The organism is Chryseobacterium aahli (assembly GCF_022699665.1).
Lineage (GTDB): Bacteria > Bacteroidota > Bacteroidia > Flavobacteriales > Weeksellaceae > Chryseobacterium > Chryseobacterium aahli.
Genome location: NZ_JALDNB010000010.1, coordinates 23,400 through 43,522, shown reverse-complemented (window position 1 = coordinate 43,522; position 20,123 = coordinate 23,400). Strand labels below are relative to the sequence as shown.

Annotated in this window: 19 protein-coding genes; 1 reads left to right on the top strand and 18 read right to left on the bottom strand. The window is 35.9% G+C overall.

The features are described from left to right. The first annotated feature begins 77 nt into the window (after nt 1-77). On the top strand, nt 78-923 hold the full coding sequence (locus tag MQX03_RS15425; protein WP_242804112.1) for a restriction endonuclease: 846 nt from the start codon (nt 78-80) through the stop codon (nt 921-923). Between the two features lie 530 nt (nt 924-1,453). On the opposite strand, the gene MQX03_RS15420 is transcribed toward MQX03_RS15425, so the two are convergent. The 18 genes from MQX03_RS15420 to MQX03_RS15335 all read right to left on the bottom strand — a co-directional run bounded on the left by MQX03_RS15420 (nt 1,454) and on the right by MQX03_RS15335 (nt 19,880). Next, complete coding sequence (locus MQX03_RS15420) at nt 1,454-3,208, bottom strand: patatin-like phospholipase family protein (RefSeq protein ID WP_242804111.1); 1,755 nt, start codon at nt 3,206-3,208, stop codon at nt 1,454-1,456. Nucleotides 3,209-3,600: 392 nt separating this feature from the next. Beyond that, a complete protein-coding gene (locus MQX03_RS15415; protein ID WP_242804110.1) occupies nt 3,601-3,876 on the bottom strand; it encodes a hypothetical protein in 276 nt (91 codons plus the stop codon). Next, a complete protein-coding gene (locus MQX03_RS15410) occupies nt 3,866-4,492 on the bottom strand; it encodes a hypothetical protein (RefSeq protein ID WP_242804109.1) in 627 nt (208 codons plus the stop codon). Before MQX03_RS15410 ends, MQX03_RS15415 begins: the two co-directional genes overlap by 11 nt. A gap of 1,393 nt (nt 4,493-5,885) precedes the next feature. Continuing rightward, on the bottom strand, nt 5,886-6,398 hold the full coding sequence (locus MQX03_RS15405) for a recombinase family protein (protein ID WP_242804108.1): 513 nt from the start codon (nt 6,396-6,398) through the stop codon (nt 5,886-5,888). Nucleotides 6,399-7,046: 648 nt separating this feature from the next. Further along, complete coding sequence (locus MQX03_RS15400; RefSeq protein ID WP_242804107.1) at nt 7,047-7,196, bottom strand: hypothetical protein; 150 nt, start codon at nt 7,194-7,196, stop codon at nt 7,047-7,049. A 272-nt stretch (nt 7,197-7,468) separates the two neighbouring features. After that, entirely contained in the window at nt 7,469-7,798 is a 330-nt protein-coding gene (locus tag MQX03_RS15395) for a helix-turn-helix domain-containing protein (RefSeq protein WP_242804106.1), read from the bottom strand. A 266-nt stretch (nt 7,799-8,064) separates the two neighbouring features. Continuing rightward, the gene (locus MQX03_RS15390; RefSeq protein WP_262916944.1) at nt 8,065-8,487 is read right to left on the bottom strand and encodes a transposase; all 423 of its coding nucleotides are present in this window, start codon (nt 8,485-8,487) and stop codon (nt 8,065-8,067) included. A gap of 127 nt (nt 8,488-8,614) precedes the next feature. Continuing rightward, complete coding sequence (locus MQX03_RS15385; RefSeq protein WP_242804105.1) at nt 8,615-9,232, bottom strand: TMEM175 family protein; 618 nt, start codon at nt 9,230-9,232, stop codon at nt 8,615-8,617. Continuing rightward, the gene (locus MQX03_RS15380) at nt 9,222-9,869 is read right to left on the bottom strand and encodes a hypothetical protein (RefSeq protein WP_242804104.1); all 648 of its coding nucleotides are present in this window, start codon (nt 9,867-9,869) and stop codon (nt 9,222-9,224) included. Before MQX03_RS15380 ends, MQX03_RS15385 begins: the two co-directional genes overlap by 11 nt. Before the next feature lie 7 nt (nt 9,870-9,876). Next, nucleotides 9,877-10,194 (bottom strand): hypothetical protein, encoded by a 318-nt coding sequence (locus tag MQX03_RS15375; RefSeq protein ID WP_242804102.1) that lies wholly within the window; start codon nt 10,192-10,194, stop codon nt 9,877-9,879. 95 nt (nt 10,195-10,289) lie between these two features. Beyond that, entirely contained in the window at nt 10,290-10,649 is a 360-nt protein-coding gene (locus MQX03_RS15370) for a DoxX family protein (RefSeq protein ID WP_242804100.1), read from the bottom strand. A 76-nt stretch (nt 10,650-10,725) separates the two neighbouring features. Beyond that, nucleotides 10,726-11,484 carry an SDR family oxidoreductase gene (locus MQX03_RS15365; RefSeq protein ID WP_242804099.1) on the bottom strand — a complete coding sequence of 253 codons (759 nt, stop codon included), beginning with the start codon at nt 11,482-11,484 and terminating at the stop codon, nt 10,726-10,728. A 33-nt stretch (nt 11,485-11,517) separates the two neighbouring features. After that, nucleotides 11,518-11,733, bottom strand: coding sequence for a hypothetical protein (locus MQX03_RS15360; protein WP_242804098.1), 216 nt, complete (start codon nt 11,731-11,733; stop codon nt 11,518-11,520). 197 nt (nt 11,734-11,930) lie between these two features. Beyond that, nucleotides 11,931-12,176: a hypothetical protein gene (locus MQX03_RS15355; protein WP_242804097.1), complete on the bottom strand. Its 246-nt coding sequence runs from the start codon at nt 12,174-12,176 to the stop codon at nt 11,931-11,933. Between the two features lie 57 nt (nt 12,177-12,233). Continuing rightward, the gene (locus MQX03_RS15350; protein ID WP_242804096.1) at nt 12,234-12,752 is read right to left on the bottom strand and encodes a hypothetical protein; all 519 of its coding nucleotides are present in this window, start codon (nt 12,750-12,752) and stop codon (nt 12,234-12,236) included. Nucleotides 12,753-12,867: 115 nt separating this feature from the next. Continuing rightward, complete coding sequence (locus MQX03_RS15345; RefSeq protein ID WP_242804095.1) at nt 12,868-13,599, bottom strand: DNA-binding domain-containing protein; 732 nt, start codon at nt 13,597-13,599, stop codon at nt 12,868-12,870. Nucleotides 13,600-13,740: 141 nt separating this feature from the next. Further along, on the bottom strand, nt 13,741-18,924 hold the full coding sequence (locus tag MQX03_RS15340; RefSeq protein ID WP_242804094.1) for an Ig-like domain-containing protein: 5,184 nt from the start codon (nt 18,922-18,924) through the stop codon (nt 13,741-13,743). A gap of 392 nt (nt 18,925-19,316) precedes the next feature. Continuing rightward, nucleotides 19,317-19,880, bottom strand: coding sequence for a hypothetical protein (locus MQX03_RS15335; protein ID WP_242804093.1), 564 nt, complete (start codon nt 19,878-19,880; stop codon nt 19,317-19,319). Between the last annotated feature and the right edge of the window lie 243 nt (nt 19,881-20,123).

The following is a 20,123-nucleotide window of genomic DNA, read 5'->3' as shown; positions in this document are numbered from 1 at the left end:
TTTACAATACATTATGAAACAAAGTTATTATATTTGAGTAAAAACAAAATAACCCTGTTAGCGAATATTAAAAACTGATGGAAGAAAAGAATAATCTCGATTGGAAACTTTATGAAGACATTACAAAATACATTTATGAAACTTTAGGAAAGCAATACAATATTACCATTGAAGGATACGGACACAGTTGTAAGATTATCGGTGCATCCGGTGTGTCTCATCAGATCGATGTACTAACATCGGAATCCGATGGATTGAAAACCTATCAAACAGCTATCGAATGTAAATATTTGAAGAAAAAAGTGGATAAAGATGTCGTGATGAAACTTCGTTCAATAATGGATGACTGTAACATTCAGCGCGGAATTATTGTCTCAAGGAGCGGTTTTACTCCAGATGCAAAAAAATTTGCAGAGCATAAAGCTGTTAAAATCGTCCAGTTAAGAGAAGTATCCGAAAAAGATCAGGACATACAGAAAGAAGTCAAAATAGCAGATATTGATTTTTTCATTCATACTACCATACACAGACCTCAGATTACAAAGATCATCGGAAAAACGATCGATAATCAGGATTTGTTATTACTTGAACAAAATCAATACTCTATCTTGTTAAAGAATGAAAATGGAAATCAAATCAGATTTCTCGATCTCATAATGGAATTTAAAGATTTTTTGCACGGCCAGACGCCTTTTAAAATTTCTTCTAAATCTTATGCATATCAAGGTTATAAACTTGAGATAGACGAAGCGAAATATGATATTGAAAACATATCATTCACAGGATTGTTGACAATTATAGATAATCACCAGAAAACAGTTTTTTCGTTGATTGATCATGTTTGGCTCATTATGGAACAGATATTTGAAAATCAAATATTTGTCATCTCCGATTATGGTCTGATCATTCATAACAAAATCTGATCGTTTTGAGAATTTTACTTGTAAATTAAAACGAAGGGAGAAGAGCTATTGGATTATCGTCACGACCTGACTAGAAAATATTTGATATCAGATGGGTTACATTTTTGTAAAAAAAGACAATAAACAAAAATATTGCTTATTGCCTCAAAAAATATTGGTGAGGATATTTTATCGTAAGCTCCACCCCATTTATAAATATTCGCCGCTTGTATACTAATTGTCTGTGCCTGAAAATTTTTTATTAGTTGAAGGAAGGATCATTACACAAAATTCTGTCTGTCTCATCAACCAACAACATTTCGAAAATTAGTAACACTACAGGAAGTTTTTCTATACAATTTATTTTTACTAAGCAAAATTAAATCATTTCTCCTACTCGCCCATTCACTAAAAAGTTCAAATTTTTGTTCTAATTAGCTCAATTTAAATAATTGTTTTCGTGAATTTTTTAGTAATAAATAAGAATGTTAAACATATATCAAGATGTACAGCAATCATTCAGGGTTCAAGTATTTCGACATTTCATCTTTCTATTGATTAATTTGATAGTCGTTAAGTAACCAATAGGGATCATCCTTAAATTTAGCATATTGTGCAATCAACTTTTGCTGGAAATCATTCCAAACTGTTTGATATGGCTCATCTGAGAAGCGTAAGGACCAACGGAGCAAGTTATAGCATGTTGTGAATTGTCCTGCAGCCACGATTGCCTCTGGTTGGTGCTGTGCCCTGTGGTTTGCATCATACCAAAGCGTTGTCTCCATTTTAGTAGCAAGATCAGCAATTTTGATCATGGCTTCTGATGGTTCCATAAAACTCATAGGATCAACCATCGTATCGTCTACCTTAATTTTTAATCCATTTTTTGTCCAAACTTCCTTATGCAAGTCAATATCACGCTGCTTTTTATTCTTACTGCTTAGCAGATAAACCGCATTCATAACCGAAAACTGACCCCAAAATTTGAGATTCTTTGCAGCAGGGCCATCCGGACTAGCTGCTCCTTTAGTATCTCCAACAGGAGTAACTCGCCGAAATAATCCGGCATACGAGGATCTTCTAATTTTTTTTAAAAAGATTACAGCAGCCATTTCCCCAGTGGAAGTGAGACGAGCATAAATCTCTTGAGCAAGAATACTAACATCTATGTGCATAAAAAACCACATATGCTTTAAAATAAGTAAAGTGGCCGTTGAATGCTCGACCGTAGCTCTATTTTTAAGTACCATTAACTTAGCTAAAATAATAGCAAGTATTGTACTTAAAGCACCGGTAATCCCAATAACGGCATAAGAAAGTCCTTTGCAAAAACCGAAAACAGCTCCTAAAATACCTGAAGCCAAAAATAAAAAGTTTAACATCACATAAAAAAATAAGCTTCGTTTACCAAACCAGCCAGGTTTGCCCTGAGAGGGATACCGATAACCGTTGGTATAATTGCTACTTACATCACATGTCATATAAAGATCATAACCGAAACTGTTTTTTCTTTCCAGTCGGGTTTCAGCATTCATAAATGAATCTATTCCCTGATTATCATCTATACCACCGTCCATCAAAGGAAAGAGATCCGAGGACTTTTTTTCATTGTTAACATACCTGTTATCCATAAATACGGCATCCTTTAAAACTTCTTTATCCAACCCCTCATAGCTGAAATCCTTTGGATAAACAAAAGGTTCAAAACCTACTGGGAAACACGATGAACAAGCGAGAATATCACCTAATTTAATTTTCTTGAAATCATCGTCAGAGACTACATGAATAAAGGCATTCCCTATGTCTCCTGTATTTTGAAAACGAAAGGACATTCCATTCTGAAATTCAGTGGAATTTGCACAAATACCAGGAATCCCCCCATCTTCCCATAAAATTCCAAACTTTTCACCTTTAAAAATTTTAATATCATAAACTATTGAGAAAGCATTAATTAGATTTCTTGACTTATCTGGACGTAAACTCCACTCTGTTGCAGACCGCATGATTTCGAATACCTGATTAACGAGATTTTCCCCATAAAGCACGTCACTTATCATCCATCTGAAATAATCTTTGAATAGTACATTCTTTCGCTTTGCGACTGAGTAGGAAAGCAAAGTAATAGTTCCGCCTGAGGCCGAAGAAGCAAACTTAACCATATCTACAAAAGGACGATCTTCAAATTCTAACTGCTCCAAGTAAGACAGGCAACCCAAAGAAAAAGAAGCGGCACGGAATCCGCCACCTGAGAAACTCAATGCTATATTTTCAGGTTTCTTAGGGTTAATAGACTGATAGTTTTTCATGATATTTTAGTTTTTGTATTAGTACTTAAATATAATAAATACAAATAGAAAGCATATTGAAGTATAGGCCTAAATTGCAACCCTAAAAAACCTCACTATTTTAGCATTTAATCATTCACTTTACTCTTTCTCAAAAGCAATGAAGTTTTCAAAAATTTTGATTACATATAGATTACTGTTCCATCAATCAGAAATTATATCGATCTAAAACCAACAAAATCCAAAAGCTTGGAATTGCAAACTACGAAACCATCGCTAAATCTAAAGAATACAGAATTAAAATTCTCATATTTATATTCTCCAAGAAAATCTTCCTCAACACCTCTCGCAATTCCTAGGAGTGACTTAAGTCTATTGATTGTAATTCCCACGAATTTGTAATTGGAATATCGTCAATAATACGTATCATCGTAAAGTGACACTATTTCTTCATCCTGTAACATAGATATTCCTTCTATTTTAAAAACTGGAACTTCATATTTTTTATTTTTGGATAATTTGTCCTCTGAAAGTAGTGAATATCCAATAAAATTTAAAAATGTTTTGGACAAGAGCCGTTCGTAATGCGCTAATTTAATCAATTGACCCAAACTCCCCTCACGGTATATATCTCCTGGCAGCTCAGGATCTTCAATATATAACACTGAATTTGGCATCTTATTCTTCATTAGCGATTGCCAATTCCGTAATATAACCTTTGACCTTGGTAGGTCTTCCGCCTATTTTCACCTCCACTCTACCAAATTGCTCACGCCAAATATCAAACTTGCTATTATCAAATGCTATTGGTTTTCTGCTTCCTTTAGCTTCTGCTAAGCAAGGAGTATCATAATTATCCATAAACAGGAAGTCCGGTGTATCACCTTCTTGAGTTCTTTCAATCGATATGTGAGCATATTCAGCAGGAAGTTTTCTTCCTAATAAGGTGCCAACATTTGCCATGTAAATTGAACCAAAAGTCTTTTCGACAAAATACCTACACATTACCTGCCCTAAAACTCGCGAATTTTCCTTTCTCGGATCTTTTGAAGCACCTGGATGCCCCTGCTTAAATTTAAATTCTCTAACATTATCCATCAGATAGTTTAATGCAGGGAATTGCCCATAGAAACTCACATGTGTTTCTGTGTCATCAAATTCTTCCAGTAAAAATTTAGCACAAAGCTCTTCAAGATCAATTTCGACTTTATCTTCAAAGGCTTTTTTTACTGTATTATAAATGAAATTCCCACTAAAATCATCTTGGAATTTGTTCACCTCCAGTTTAATGTCTCTCTTATTCATGGTTATCAATTAATACTATTTTTGATGAATATATACAATTAATGTAATAGTGTTGCCTGTGCTGAAGATAAGATTATTGATATGAAAAGATCAAACTTTTCCAATATATTTTGGTCTATTTATTTTCGTTAATATTTTTTTTCTTCCAACATGTATTAATTACCTTCCATTTAACCTATCAGACCATAATGTAAATTACTATAAAATTGACTTATTTTTGTATTGATATTATCTCAAATTATCCTAACTAATATTCATCACGAACACTCCACAAAAAGCACCGACTTTAAATAAGTTTACCGAAGAACTAGAAAACTTATTAAAAAAAGAATTGGGGGGTCAGTAAATTTTAGAGGTATATATTATCAAATATTATATGTATCTTATTTAATACTTAAAGGACCTTCCGAAAAATCAATAACAATGGAGGACATTGAAGATATTGACTTAAATACGTCTCAAAATATTCTTTATGGTCAACTATATATATTCAGGTTAAATCATCTGTAAATAAAATGGAAGCCGGAAGTTTTTGGGATTTAGGAGTATTACAAAATTTCGCTGAAACTTTTGAAATTAATTCTAACTGCAAGTTTAAAAATCACAACTAAAAAAATTAAATTCTAAATTCGGAATTTCTAAATCCTTTTAATTTGGCTCAAACGAATTAAATCATCAACAAAAGAGTTTGAATAGACACTCGTCAAGACTTAAAGAGACAACTATTTATTAGTTGTCTCTTTTTTTATAGACATAATAAATTATTTATCAAACTGTTACAGCCTGATTTTGTATGGTTTGAATTTTTTCACTTGAAATCTCAGATATGTCTAAAATATACAGACTAAAAGTGCTACATCAGAGATTTCATCGGCATTGAGGCGTGGTTTGAAATCCCATTAAGGTTCTAATATTTTTTCTCCTTTGGTTTATTATAACTTTTTGATACTAAATATAGTAATTCTAATATAATTTTAGCTTCCTTTTCATTTACCTGAACTCCATTCTTGGCCAGAATAATAATTGCTTGTTCTACTGAAACATTCCTATCAATGAAATTCATTTTTCTTATTGTTTTTTCGATGAGTTTTTGCTGATAATATTTTTGAAAATGCTGGATTTAAATCTAAAGAAAGATCTCCTGTTTTATAATCAATATCAATCGGAGGAATAAGATTCACAAGATATTTTTTATCCTGGATATCAAACTCGGAAAATTTTTGAAAAAACTTCAACTAATGCTTTATCCTCTATTTTATTCTTTCTATCAATCGCACTTAATTTAAGAACAGTATCATGCGCCTCCTTCTTAAGATTTTTAATATTGACCTGATTTTCTTTTTTTAATTCATTATAGTCGTCAATCTTCAATACTCCCGCAATAAATAATTTTCTACCTCGAGAAAGAGTCAACCACTCCTCTCTCTATTAATTTTTGAGTGTACAAATAACTTGCTTTCTGAGTTTTTATATTCTGATCTTCTAAAACATTCTTAAATAATTCAATTGAACTATTTGATAAGACTAATTCTTGAAGCCTATTTTGATAGCAATCATTAAGAAAAATAGCATTGATTCTTATCCCGCAGCCATGATGACAAAAATAATAGGGATATTGTTTTGATCTGCCTTGTACAAAACATCCAGTCAGTTTTTGATTACAAATAGGACATATCAAGAAACCTCTCAGAAAAAATACTCCTCTTAAGTCTTCTTTTCTACCTGTAGTTTTTATTTTTGTACTAATTAAAGATTGAACCTGATAAAATAATGATTCCGATATCAGGGGTTCGTGTAAACCTTTTATCATTTGTTCTTCATCAGAATCCTCTTGTTCACGTAAGGAGTATCCTTTTCTTTTTTGTTCGTCCGTACTTACACGGACGTATAAATAGGCTGACTTCATATAATTAATATTTTTAAGTATATAAAATGATAAACAAATCTGTCTATCCCGGATCAAAGTAAAAACCGAGTTTAGAACAATCCTTTCTTACGAAAGACAATTTATAATTAGTGTAGCAACTTAAAAAGCAGCCTGTTATTTATCACAGCAATGTCTTAAAACCTAGATAGCATTCTTAATTTATATTTATTTTTAGCAATTAAAATAAAATCAAGCATTAATATACTGATTGAGAATAATTTTTCTCTTCATAAAGTGGAATCTCGGGAAGCTCTATTTTCGTTGATTGTTCTTGAATATTTTGTTCAATCTTAAATCTTATTTCTTCGACCTTATCACTAGGAAATATCTCTAATAAAATTTGTTCATCATAGTACTAAACTGATTACTAGTCAACTTAACGGAAAAAATATCGAATTATGAAAGAGCTCCAAATACTAAAAAGTATCATACATTTAACTCGTCTTTTATATAATTAATTATAAAATCCCGATTTGGTACATTTGCTACGACCTCAAAAATTAAACTGAATGCGAACTTTCTCGCTCGCTTACAAAATAAGAAGCAGATTCAAAACAGAAAAGATACCTGAGTTTTCTCAAGTTTTAAAGTGACTTCCAGTAATATGGAGTTTGAAAAGGCCCGCAATTATGAATTGATCCTTAACTGGCTCCACAACAAAATCAACCAAAGCCCGTTTCTACTGCTTGGTTTTTCCGAATAGAAACTTGCTAGATCAGCAACCCAATCGTTTTCCGCTGCAAACTGTTGCCAAACGAAGCCTTCTTGCAGGATCATTTGTCTCCGTTTTATTTTTCTAGGTTTTATTCTTTCTGAAATCAAATTTATCTCCTCAGAATTTAGAGGAAGGTAATTTTTTAAATATTCAATTAATGGTTGTATCATCAACTTTTTGATAATTGATTAAGATGGATATTTATAACAATCACCGATTTACAAATATTATAAAACGAACTAAAAAAAGATCCCGATATAGATATAGAAGATTTGTGATTCTCTATTAAAAAATCTAATGCGTAATATACAATATAAATCAATGTATATATTAACTAATCAGTTTTTATATAGAGTTTCTTCCATTTAGTTAAGCTATTTCTGCTCACATCGAAGTGGTGTGCCAACTGACTATTATTGAGTTGATTTTTCTTCTGATAATCCAATATTTTAAGAATATCGAATTCATTGTAGGAACGATGCTTTTGATTAAAACTCTTCGTTTCTGGATTTTCTTTAACATTAAAAATCAAAGCATTAAGTCTAATTATATCAAAAGTAGATAATTTATTTTTTTTAAAAATAGAATCGCATTCCTTTTTCTTTTCAGGATATTTTTTGGTAAGCATATCCGTGTATATTCTTCTGTAATCTGGGTTGGCCATAGCTTTTTTATATCAAATTTGAGATTTTGTATTCTGGAGTTTCCCCCTCATAGTAGAAAAGGTTTCTATATTCAATACCGAAACAATACTCAGAACTATATCAATAACTTTCTTTTCTTCAAAAATAAAGATAATTTCGTCCTAGAAAATTCCCCAACGATGTTTGTAGTAAAACCATATTTCAGTATCGGAATTTTTAGAAGCTTTCCTCAATGTTTTTTCTAGATCTTTTTGAGATTTGTGGAGATATTTTGTAACCAAAGATTTTATTTTTTGTATTTGTCTATCCATTTGTATAAAGTAGTTTTTGGAATTCTGTATCTTTCTATTACATCATTTTTAGTCAATTCTCCATATTCAATTTGCTCAAGGATAAAATCTATCAGTTCTTTGGTGTAGATATTCTTTCTAAATTGTGGTAGTTTTGATTTTTTTGTTTCTGCCTTCCCAACTACTGTAGCTGATGGCGCATATAAAATTAAATACTGTGTGTATAGCCTAAAAAAATCATACTCCAGGAGCTTACTCCAGCGCAGTTCCGCATCAAGGCTTTTGGACTGGTACATATTAGTTACATCTTCTTCTGAACATTTCAAAAAATTACGGATCCGCGAGATTTTTACGTTGTTTTCCAATACACTCTGCTGAATCAATGAATCAATATGAATGTCTTTAAAATTAATTCCCATTTTTGTGTTTTTTATTTTCGGAGAATCGATTATAATTTCTGTGAATCTTTTTAATTTCTTATGAAAAAGAATCCTTGTTGATATGGGTAAAGCAATGATTATATTACATCAAATCATCACTCTTTAATTATTTGCCTTTTCTATTAAAAAAAGCAAAAGCATAATTCAGCTGAATGGCTATGATGACACCAATTCCCAGATAAGGATTTAGAAAGCCTAACAGTGCTCCAATTAAGTATAGAGATTGCGAGACAATGATTCTTCTTCTAATAGCACCTGAGATATTTTGTTTAGCATCCTCATCTATAAAACCATTTTTCTCTGCATAGCTCCAACTAATGTAAAGGATAAGACCTAAGAGAAAAATATTAAGCCAATATATTCCTATGGCAAAAGGATGGCTGATATAGTCTCCTAAAAATGCTGTCGTAAAAGGAAGAACGGAAACAAATAAAAGGAAGAGCAAAGTAATCCAGCTGAGATTCCTGTCACTTTTTTTGATGTGTTCAAACTGCGCAGACTGCCCCATCCAGAAAATACCTGCCGTCATAAAACTCAGAAAGTACACCAAAAATTTGGGCATCAATTTTATAAAAGCAGCAATCAGTTCTTTGTCATCACCTTCTATTTCCGGCACTTTTATTTCGAGAACCAACAGTGTCATTGCAACACCAAAAACAGCATCGCTTATAGCTATTAATCTGCCAGTATCTTTTCCGGCAATTTTGTTGTAATTATTTTTCATTCGGTTTTGTAAGATTAAGGTTGATAAAAGGTCCAACATTGAATTCGGTATCGTGATGCCTATGTTCTTCTAGTGTACCAGCAACTCCTATTGTAAGCCTCGAGTTGTATTTCGCACCCAGTTTCAGCGTTTGTAAACTGAACTGATGACCGTCTTTATAATTAATTGCCGTACGCATTTCTGCACTTGTAAACAGTCTCCATTTTTCAGACAACTTTGGCAGGTAATTCCCTATGATTAATAGTTGTCCGTCCGGATCTTTTGTAACTGCACTTGTAAGATTGGCATAGACCAAAAATTCTTCATTTTCTATAAAATACTGCAATCCAAGTCTTGCACTGAACGGATAAGATGATGAAGCATAAGTCCCGGCTGTAACACCTAAGTTTTTCGCAAAGTTGTATGATACTGTATTGAAATTGATAAATGCAGGATGTTCCGTCTTATAATCGTGAAGAAACATTTCTGTTCTGGAAAATACAGTCCATTTCTGTTTTTCGTCTATTGTGCTTAAAAAGAAAAATTCAGCATTTTGGCCCTTACTTCCGGAAAAAGCATCTACATAAATCTGAGATTGCGCTTTGGATTGATAGAAAGAAAGAAATAGAAATCCCGCTAATAGTATATTTTTGATCATATTACAATTAATTAGCTTGTCCAATATCTAAACGGTCAAATTTCCCATCGGCATTTTGATGAAACTTGAAGAACACCCTGAACGTTCCCCAATTTCCTGCTTTGAAATTTCCGTAAATATCTTTACCCTCGTTTTCTACTTTATCTATAGTGATAAATTTTTCGCTTCCTAAAGCTTTTGCAAAGAAATTTTTGAAATCTACCTTGTTGCCATCATCCGTCATTACAGGATTCTCTGTAAAGTAAGCGTACCATATTTTATCTCCTGACTCTAATGCTTCTATGGCTTTTTTTACATTATTATTTGTTATATTATCTAAATTCATTGTTTGTTGTTTTTGATTATTAATTTTTTTAACGTCTGTTTTCTGAGCACAGGCTGTAATGAAAAAACAAGTTATCAGAATGGAGAACAAATTTTTCATAAAGATGTCCCAGCTTTAAAAGGGTATTGTAAATAAATGATTACCAAATTAATCATTAAAAAAGGCAGCTCAATCACAACACCTTTTAAATCTCTATCCAGAAGATGGAAACATATGATCAGTAAAATCCCTGCTGCCATCAGAAAATTACCACAGACAAATGTCTTCGGAAAAAGAATCATAATAGCTGCAATTATTGTAATTGCACCATTTATTGCCAAGCCGGTTTTGTTATATCCCCATTTCCCAAACATATCCAGCATCTCCTGCCTTCCGGAAAACATAGCATAACCTTGCTTAGTTCCCATAAATACTGCAATGAGAATCAGTATAGAATTGATTATTCTTAATATCATTTGTCTGAATTTTAAAGAAGAAAAATGGATAATCGACTTTAATATTAAAGCCAATTATCCATCATTTTTAAATTGATTATCGTGTGGTATAACCTCCGTTAGCAAAAATAGTCTGCCCAGTGATCCACCAGCCTTCTGTTACAAGAAATTCCACCAAAGGTGCAATATCTTTGATATCTGTAAGCCCACCTAAAGCAGCAGCAGATTTGTGATATGCAACGGCATCATCGTTCTCTTGTCCGTAGAAAAATGGCGTATCCATTGGTCCCGGCGCAACTGCAGTCACAGAGATCCCTCTGGCTCCGAATTCTTTGGAAGCGGCTCTTGTAAAATGCTCTACTGGCGCTTTTGCACCTGCATAAGTAGAATATAGCCCTGTATAAGCTGCTAATAATGATGTTACGATCGTACAGATTTTACCGTGATCGTTCACTTTTTTTCCAGCTTCCTGTAGAAAGAAGTAAGCCGATTTAGAATTAACGCCAAACATTACATCATACTCCGCCTCTGTAGTTTCTGTAAACGGTTTCTTAAGTACCATTCCCACAGTGTTTATTGCAATATCAATTCGTCCGAATTTTGCAATGGCCTCATCAAAGAACTTGGTAATATTCTCTACTTCTGTAAGATCTCCTTGAAACAAGAATGCTTCGGCTCCCAAAGCTTGTACTTCAGCCAAAGTATTTTCACTTTCTGCTCGGGAGTTTTCGCTGTTGTAATGGATGGCCAGTTTTGCGCCTTTTGCAGCAAAATTCTTACTTAATAGTCCTCCTAGGTTTTTACCTCCTCCAGCAATTAAAACCACCTTTCCTTTTAGATCTTGTTGTGTTGACATAATACTTTTTTATTTATGGTTAAACTTTATTTTTTAGATTCCTATGTAGAAATCTCTCAATTTTCCTTTATAAAAAAACAAATACAATCTTTGTTTGTACAAGCCAAAAAAGTTAGATCGGAGTGTATAGATTAATTCTTCTCCGTAGCAAACTTCAGACTCACCAAAGATTTTTACAATCTCGTCTTTAGAACAACCTATATACTTTTCTAAGTCATCCTCTTCTGGTAGAAAGTTTTGAGAGATCATTGTATGCTATTTTTTTTAAATTTGATTAAATTGTGTATTGGTTTTTCATTTTTGTCTTTTAAAAAAACACCGCTCATCGCACAGAAATGAAGACTTACCACGATGATGCTTTTAGTAAAAAATCCTCGGCAAATATTACAGACTTCACCAGACACAAAAAGGAAAAGAGGGTTTGCCGAGGCTGATGATTTAATTTTTCAAGATACAGTTCTGGCTTTTTTAAACAAACCATCGAAAGTTACAATTGTATCTACAAAATCGTTCTCATCAAAACTAACATAGACTTTTCTTCTTAAAAAAAACAAAACTTTTGTGTAGTAAACAACAATACCTTTCTCCTCAATGATATAATCATTTCCTAAAATTGCAGAAATTTCTTGATGTGTTTTCCCTATCAATCTTGTGTTTTGTGAGGCAACAATACTCTTCTTTTTTATTTTCATAATACTTTATCTAGTTTCGCCTGTTGGTAAGACCAAGAATTTTTTCATAATCCTAATCTATGGTTTCCAAAAACTCCAGACAGTACCGTTATAGACGGCAAGCTGTCTCTTTGTAGTATCATAAACCATCATTCCAGATGCAGGATTGATGATATTAAGATGAGGACTAGCTACTCTTGGCAGGATCATCGCTTTGTCTACATCAGAAAGAACCAGTATCCCGTTTGTTGTGTCTGTTGCGCCATTGGTCCCTATCACGGTTTTAGCAGTAGCCAGCTCGGTCTTGGACTGCTGGATAGCAATATCTGATTTTCCGGTGGTATCTACTGAGAGGTCGAACCAGCTGTTGTCTTTCAGATATTTTACTTTATGATCTGTATTGTCAAAAATGACAGAACCATTTTCTGTGATAGCAGATTTATCTTCGATGTAAGGCAGGATGATTCCTTTTTTGTCGGCATCAGAAAATTCCAAAGAAACCGACGAATTGGTGACTGTAGTCTTTCCTATTGCGACTTGGGATTTTGCAGTGGTAATAGCTGCAAAAAGAATGGTGGTTAGAATTATTTTTTTCATTGTGTGTTTTGAAATCAAAATTAATTATTGTCAAAGATTGTATTGTCCGCTCGAACAAAGGCCTATTGCCCGAGCGGACAACACACCGTTGTCTGCCCGAACAATGGACTTTTGTCTACACGACATTTAATATTTTATCGAATTGGGCTGTTCTTGGTTCTTTTAATAAAGACCCTACAGCAAACTGTGTCACTACTTCCAAGGCATAAGTTCCTGCAGGAAGCGCAGGGATGACAACAATTAACTCCGATGGATTGTTGACAACCACATCATTTGCTTCTACCTGCATACGGGCATTGGTTGTAGTATTTACGAAGTATATACCATTAGCAGAGTTGTCTCCTGCTACTTTTATCTTGTTGCCTGCAATTTTCAAGTTTCGCTCGGGTGTAAGAAGATCGTTCACAGTACCACTTTTCACATCCATTACCTGCAAGATGACAGACGATGCATCTACAACACCCAAAATACTGATCTCAATATTTGGAATTTCTGCTCTCAGCTTTTCTCCTTGGTTGAATTGGAACAGTATGCTATGCTTTTGGCTGTTGAAAGTCTCAGTTGGGCTGTCAAACACACCCCGGATCTGGGTACCTGCTGTGAAATATCCTGTGTTTACAGAATACCCATCGCATAGTTGGTACGCCATTTCTTTCAGGAAAAGATCTGTTGCATGTTCCATAGCAGATGATGAAACGTCCGCCCCACCACGGCTGACCGCGGCCTCGCAGATTTGTTTTACATTTAATGACCTTTCACTTACAGTACGAGCGATGAAATCGTTAGGGTTGTCTTTAGTTAAAACGTTATCATAGAGATAAGCTTTGATTTTGTGTAAGATTGGCATATTGGTCTTTTTTTAAATTTAATAATACTAAGCTTTGGAAAACTTAGCCTCAAATTATACTTGTATCTTGATTTTTTTTTGAGTATGAGGCAGGATTTCCTTTAAAATTGTGGAAATCCTGTTCTCATATTCTGAAAATTATTAATCCGGACACGCCTGGGTTGCTATGCAGTGCCAAGCCATAGCTGTGTCTCCTTCTTTCAGCGTGTACATCTTCATACATTTGTTGGTAGTATCATACACCATCATTCCTTCCACAAAGTTGGCAGCTGGAATTCCGATTGTATTTCCTGATGCATCAAATGCAACTCTGTTTGGTACAAAACCTTTGGTTTTAGATTCTAATGCGATCCAGCCTCCCTTTCTTACCATCGGCCAGTTATCTGCTTGGTCTGCTCCTGCTCTGTTTAAAGAAGTGATACCCATCTTGGTGTCTAATACAGTACCTAAGGTAATACCCGGTTTGTAGCAGAATACCACATCATTAGCGAGCCCAAAATTAATATTGCATCTGCTTCCAAATCCTGATATTGATATAGGATAATCTGTTTGCGGAGCTGCAGGTAAAGTCTGAAGCATACCTGTAGGAAGCGGCTGTGCCAATGCTGCAATGTAATGCACCGTTGGTATAGACTGTACCCTAACATTATCAATATAAAAATAGTCTCCGGCTATTCCTGATGTGCTGAAACGAACTGTCATTCCCGCTCCAACAACTGAAGAAGGAATATTGTAGCTTTTTGTTCCTGAGCTGAATCCTGTAATACTATGCATTGAGCCCAATTCTGTCCAGGGTCCCGTACTTGATGATCCAACTTCAACAGTAAGCTTTTCAGTCGGAAGCCCGTCCATGTTCTCGGTTCTGAAATCAAATGATAATATCCCATTGTTCAAAGGCGTACTTACCGTTCTCTTTATTGCTACTGTAGCATCTCCTGTGAAACGAAGCTCACCAGTCACTATTCTGATGTTACCTGCTGTCGGAGATGTCGTTTCTCCTTCTTCTATCCAGTTTCCTGACCAGCCTGATGTTCCGGTACCTGTGCTATAGTTTCCTGTAAAATTCTCAGATGCTTGTGTGGTAGCTGCTGGAGTATCTACGTGGAAAACATAGGTTCCGTCTGCACCCGTAGCAATACTTTGAAGCGGAGTTGCTTCAGAAGGATCTAAAATTCCGTTTCCGTTAGTATCAGTGTAAAGGTTAACCGTATGCTGATATCCACTTTCGTTAAGGTCTAAAGCTCCGTTTTTATTCCCGTCTTCAAATATTTTCCCTGATATGATATGCTTCCATTCTACAGGAAGACAGCCTACGTTTACAGTTACCACAGCGGTATCACATAATGTTCCCGCCTGATTGCATATCTGGTAGGTAAATACGTCTGTTCCTGAAAATCCATTGTTAGGCGTATAGGTAACAGTACCATCATAATTAACGACTACAGTTCCGTTTGCCGGTGATGAGGTAATGGTAAGGTTTGAAGGATCAATAACACCCACATCATTGTTCAGTACAGGGATGATTACCGGTATATTCGGAAAGGTGGTTGCATTATCGTCATTTGCAAATACGGTAAAATCCATACATTGAGGATCCAATGTAAATCCTACGTCAAGGGTAGTTGCCCCACTAGCAAGAGCAACAGCAGCATCCTGCCCGTACACTGCAGAAATTGGGGTTCCATCACAGGTAAAGAAAGACATTCCTCCGTTTCCTGCGCTAATACCAACTTTTTGAGACTGTAAAGCAGAAAGAGGGTATGCTATATCATATTTTAAGCCGCAAGGACTTGTAGAACCTGTACCCGTCATTATATTGCCAGTATATTTTACATACACAGTAGTAGTTTCAGTTGGAGTTACCCAAACCGGATTGGCCAATCCAGAGGAAGCCACTCCCGGAGCCCAGGCTGTACTTGCAAAATTGGTCAACTGATGTTCCGGGATCATATTGAATGCCCAGTCATAAGAAGAGCCGTTGCTGTCAGCATCAATTACCGTAACAGCTGTGTAGCTTTTACCATTTGTACTTTTAAACTTATATCCTGTCTGCTGGTTCATTTCCATAGAAGTATATCCATTGGCAGGGATGGTTAAAGTTCCGCTGTTTCCTAAACCATTACTCCAGTTTATGGTAATCGGTTCACCCAAGCTGTTATTGAAAACTGCATATACAGGCGCTGCAGTATTGGTCGTATGAACCGGTGAATAATAGGTATCACCATAGTATTTACCTGGTAATACAGGGATGTTTCGGGTTCCATAGGCATCAATTCCCCCGAAAACCAAATCTACTCCTACAGGCTTATTACTTGTAATTACTGCACCCGATTTTATATCGTCCGCATTATTGGTATCTGCCGGATAAGATCCCGTAGTAGTAGATGCCGTTCCGTCATAAAACCATACCTGCCCTTCTGCCAATGTAGGAGAAGTAACATCCACCGTACCATTCCTGTCATAATCCAGAGATACTACCGTACCATTTTCCGCGGCACGTACAAAGACGCCTACATAGCGAAAAGCACTTGTGGTAATATTAGGGTTGGAAAGTGTTTCGATATTTTCTCCAAAAGGAATCACAAATAACTCTCCGAAACGATTTACATCTATGACATTTGTTTTCACATTCTGTACGTTAAAGGTTTCGCTGGTTCCCGTAACTTTAGAAATGGTTAGCATTTTGGTGGAGTAAATCTTATCCCGGCCGTCATATTGCTTTGGCGTTGCCGTGGTGGTCATTCCACCTCCTGTTCTGTAATTATATGTATTATCTATGGTAACGATTGCTCCTTCAGGAATAATATCTGTAGGATATCCCGGTGCAGTTCCGTTAGCTGTATCACCATCTCCCCAAACTTCCGTAGTAGATTGTGTTCTGGTTCCTGCTTCTGCTTCATACCCGTCTTCCCAATGGTCATAGTAAATAACAGTACCCGTATAATTGGCTTTTACACTAATAATGGTGTGTACATTATTGGTATTGTTTGAAGTAGTGCTTCCTGCACTTTTTAAAGATTGTCTCAACTGATCTTGATTTTCCGGGAAAGGAAGATAATAGGTGTGCGGTAAACTTGCAGTAGTACAAGAATTGCTTCCGTCATCAATGATGGTTACTGTTACCGTTGCCTGGGAGCATTCTCCTGCGGGAGCATTACATACCTGATAGACAAAGGTATCTGTTCCTGCAAAATTACCATTCGGTAAATATGTCACTATGCCTCCTGCACCAATCTGTACAGTACCATTCGCCGGTTGTGTAGCAATAGTTAAAGTATTAGGATCAGGATTACAAAGGTCGTTTGCCAAGACATTGATGGCCAATGGGGTTGCCGCTTCTCCTGTAGCAGCATCTGCTAGTGCATGTACCCCTGCCGTATTCACAACAAAATTAGAAGAGGATGTAGTTCCGCACCCGGCTGCTGTTGCGGTAATTGTTGATGTTCCGCTCCAGTTGGCAGCATAAGTTACCTCACCCGTGGCAGGGTTGATAGTTGGTTGTGTGCCTGTACCTGTATTGGAAATACTGTACGTGATACTGTCTGCATTGCTAGATATGGCTGTGTAAGTTATTATACCAGCAGCTGTACATCTTTGGGTAGATAAAGCCACGTTAAATACCGGAGCAGCCGGCGTTGCAGCTGTGGTTACAGTATGCGTAGCTGTTTCCGGTGTTCCGCAGCCACCTGTAGCAGTTGCTGTGATAGTTGCTGTACCCGACCAGCCTGCGTTATAGGTAACAGCACCTGTAGTTGTATTAATAGTACCAGCGGCAGCAGGCGCTAAGCTGTATGAAACAGTTCCACCAGAAGACGTAGCAGTGTAGGTTTGTGTACCTGCACCCTGACATCTGTTGGTGGGCAATCCTGCACTGAATACCGGTGCTCCTGCAGTAGTCATAGCATTGGCACCGCAAACATTAACCGGTGCTGTGGTATAATAATAAGGTACTCTTGCTACATTGACAGTACTAGAACCATCACCTGCATTGCCATAATACTGGTTACCAGCGAAGCCAAAATTTTGTGTACATTGACGAATCACAATAGTGAAATCTGAGCCAGATTCTACTGCGAGGAACTTGTCAATATTTGGACTTCCAGGGTTAAGATAATCACCACTCGAGCGGAGTTTATTTTGATAATTGCGACCCCAATTATATAGTTGCCCGCTGGTGGTAAGTACATTGATTGAAGGGTAAGAAGCACCATGTTCCATAGGGGAAATCCATTGGATATTATTCATCTCAGAACCCGCTGCAGCAGTGGATTTAGGCTGCACCCAGTTTGTTCTTTCGGTAGTTGTCCAGTCTCCCAGCTGCCTAAGGTCATTGTAACCCAAAGCATACAGGCTGCCATTTGTATACAATACATAATAAGTAGGAAAAGTACCTGTCATTCCTATCATTTTGATTGTGCCTGCAGGATTCGGTAAAGTCATTTGAGTAGCCCTGGTTCTGGATGTATAGGCAGTACCATCTCCCAAGTAGGTATAACTTCCCCAGGTCCAAAGGGTGCCATCAGAACGTAAAGCCATCATAGATCCATAAGTCCCCCTCATGGCAATTACATTATCCAAAGTTGGATTGCCAGGTTCATTGGTCGTTACCCGATTCCAGCTATTATTGCCAGTTGTCAATCCCGCTCCGGCAACCCTATAATTATTAGTTATAGACTTATTAGCGAGTACATAAGCTTCTCCGGTACAGGTCAACAATCCTAGATGAGTAGAAGTACCAAAAAGGCTTTTAACCTGCTGTGGCGTTACCGTTCCGGGCAGGCCATAAGTGTTGGCGTCGTCGATATTTAACTTTTCCAGAGCATTAGTCGGCTTAATTGTTGGCGAAAAAAGGTCTCCCGTAGTTCCCCCATAGGCTCCCCCGTATAAGCCTTGTGTAGTCAATATCGCTATCTGGTCATCCCCCATAGTAGCTTTCAGCACATTACCCTGCAGCACCGGATAATTGGTGCTGTTAATAATTAAAGGGCTGAGAACATCGGTAGATCCGCTACTATTCCCCATAGTTGCTGCATATCCCCATATTTTAAAAGTACCATCGGACTCTTTTATTATGGTTTTAGCGTGACCAGAAATAATATTATCATACTCAATATTAGCCGCATCATTGTTGGAGTTGAGCCCGTAATTGCTGTTGCAACCCGTTGTGCACTGTGCCTGCACAACGGACGGGATACCTGCAAAGAGTAGAACTGTGAGTAATAATGCTGTTTGGGAAATAACCCCATTTTTACGCCGAAATAGATTAAGCGTAATAAAAAGGAGATTTGTGACTCCTTTATTTGTGCTTTTTAAAGGTTTTATCATTATAGTGTTTTTATATTTTCATCATTAAGCCGTCAAGATTATTGCCCCTCCCCAGGCCTGTAATAACCAAATAAGGAAAGTGAAAATAGTCGTGTAGCGTTTGAACAGAGAGATAGTTACATCTCAAACTTTAAGATTGAGTAAGTGTCGTAACCCTAAGAATGTGGGTCAGGATATAAGCGGCTTAACTTAGTTAGCTGCTTTTCTCATAAAAAGAAGGGAAATTCATCATTTGTGTTTTATTTGTTTTGTGTTTTAATCATCATATCAGAAGAAAAAGTAGATTTCGTAGCAAATACAAAATACTGTTCGCATCTATGACCAATTGTATTGGTTTGTCAATGTATCTCAAATCAATTTTAAGACTATAGTGACACAAAGAACAATTTTATTTACAGAAAAACAGGCGGAGGCCGGGTGCAAATGGCACCAGGTATTATTTCCAGAGTGTGAAAAAGGGAGGATTGGAATGTTGTCCCGCAATCTTCCCCTGAATTTAAATATGAAATTGTGTTTTTATTATTAATAGCCAATGAAGCTTTATAGTTCTGCGTCAGCGGCAATATCATAGTATTTTTTCCAACACCGGTACTGAAAAAGCTACTTGGCGTAAATGGTAATGCCTGAAACATGGCTTTTGGTTCTTCCGCTTTTATAGTTTGCAGATTTTCCTTTTTTTTGACAAAGATTTTGGAGCGTGCAGGCGTAGGCTTCTCTTTTTTTCTTGAGACAATGTGCTTGTCTGGAATAATAATTTCCGCGCTATTGAAAACCACAGTACCTTCTGCAATGTATATATTGACAGAAGAATGATATTGCATACTATCTTTATTAGGAGGAATCTCACTCCCATCATCGGCAAATACAGAAAATGAGAAAAGGAAAGCAAAAAAACATAGAAATCTTCCTGTAGAGTCTACAGGAAAAATTCTAATATCTTTTATAATTTTTCTCATCACTTGAGCTTTTGTTATTATTAACTATTTGTATTTTTAAAGAATTATTTGTGATATTTGTTTCCTGAAGTCTTTTGTTAAGCTTCTTATAAAAATATAGCAGGAAATTGCTTTGAAGAATATCTTTGTTGAAATTTCCGTTTCTATACTGGCTGCAATTTTACAGGTATATAATGAGGCTCAAAAGAAATAGATGTTTGGTTTTCTGGAATTATGAACACTATTTTGTGTGAATTTTTAGTT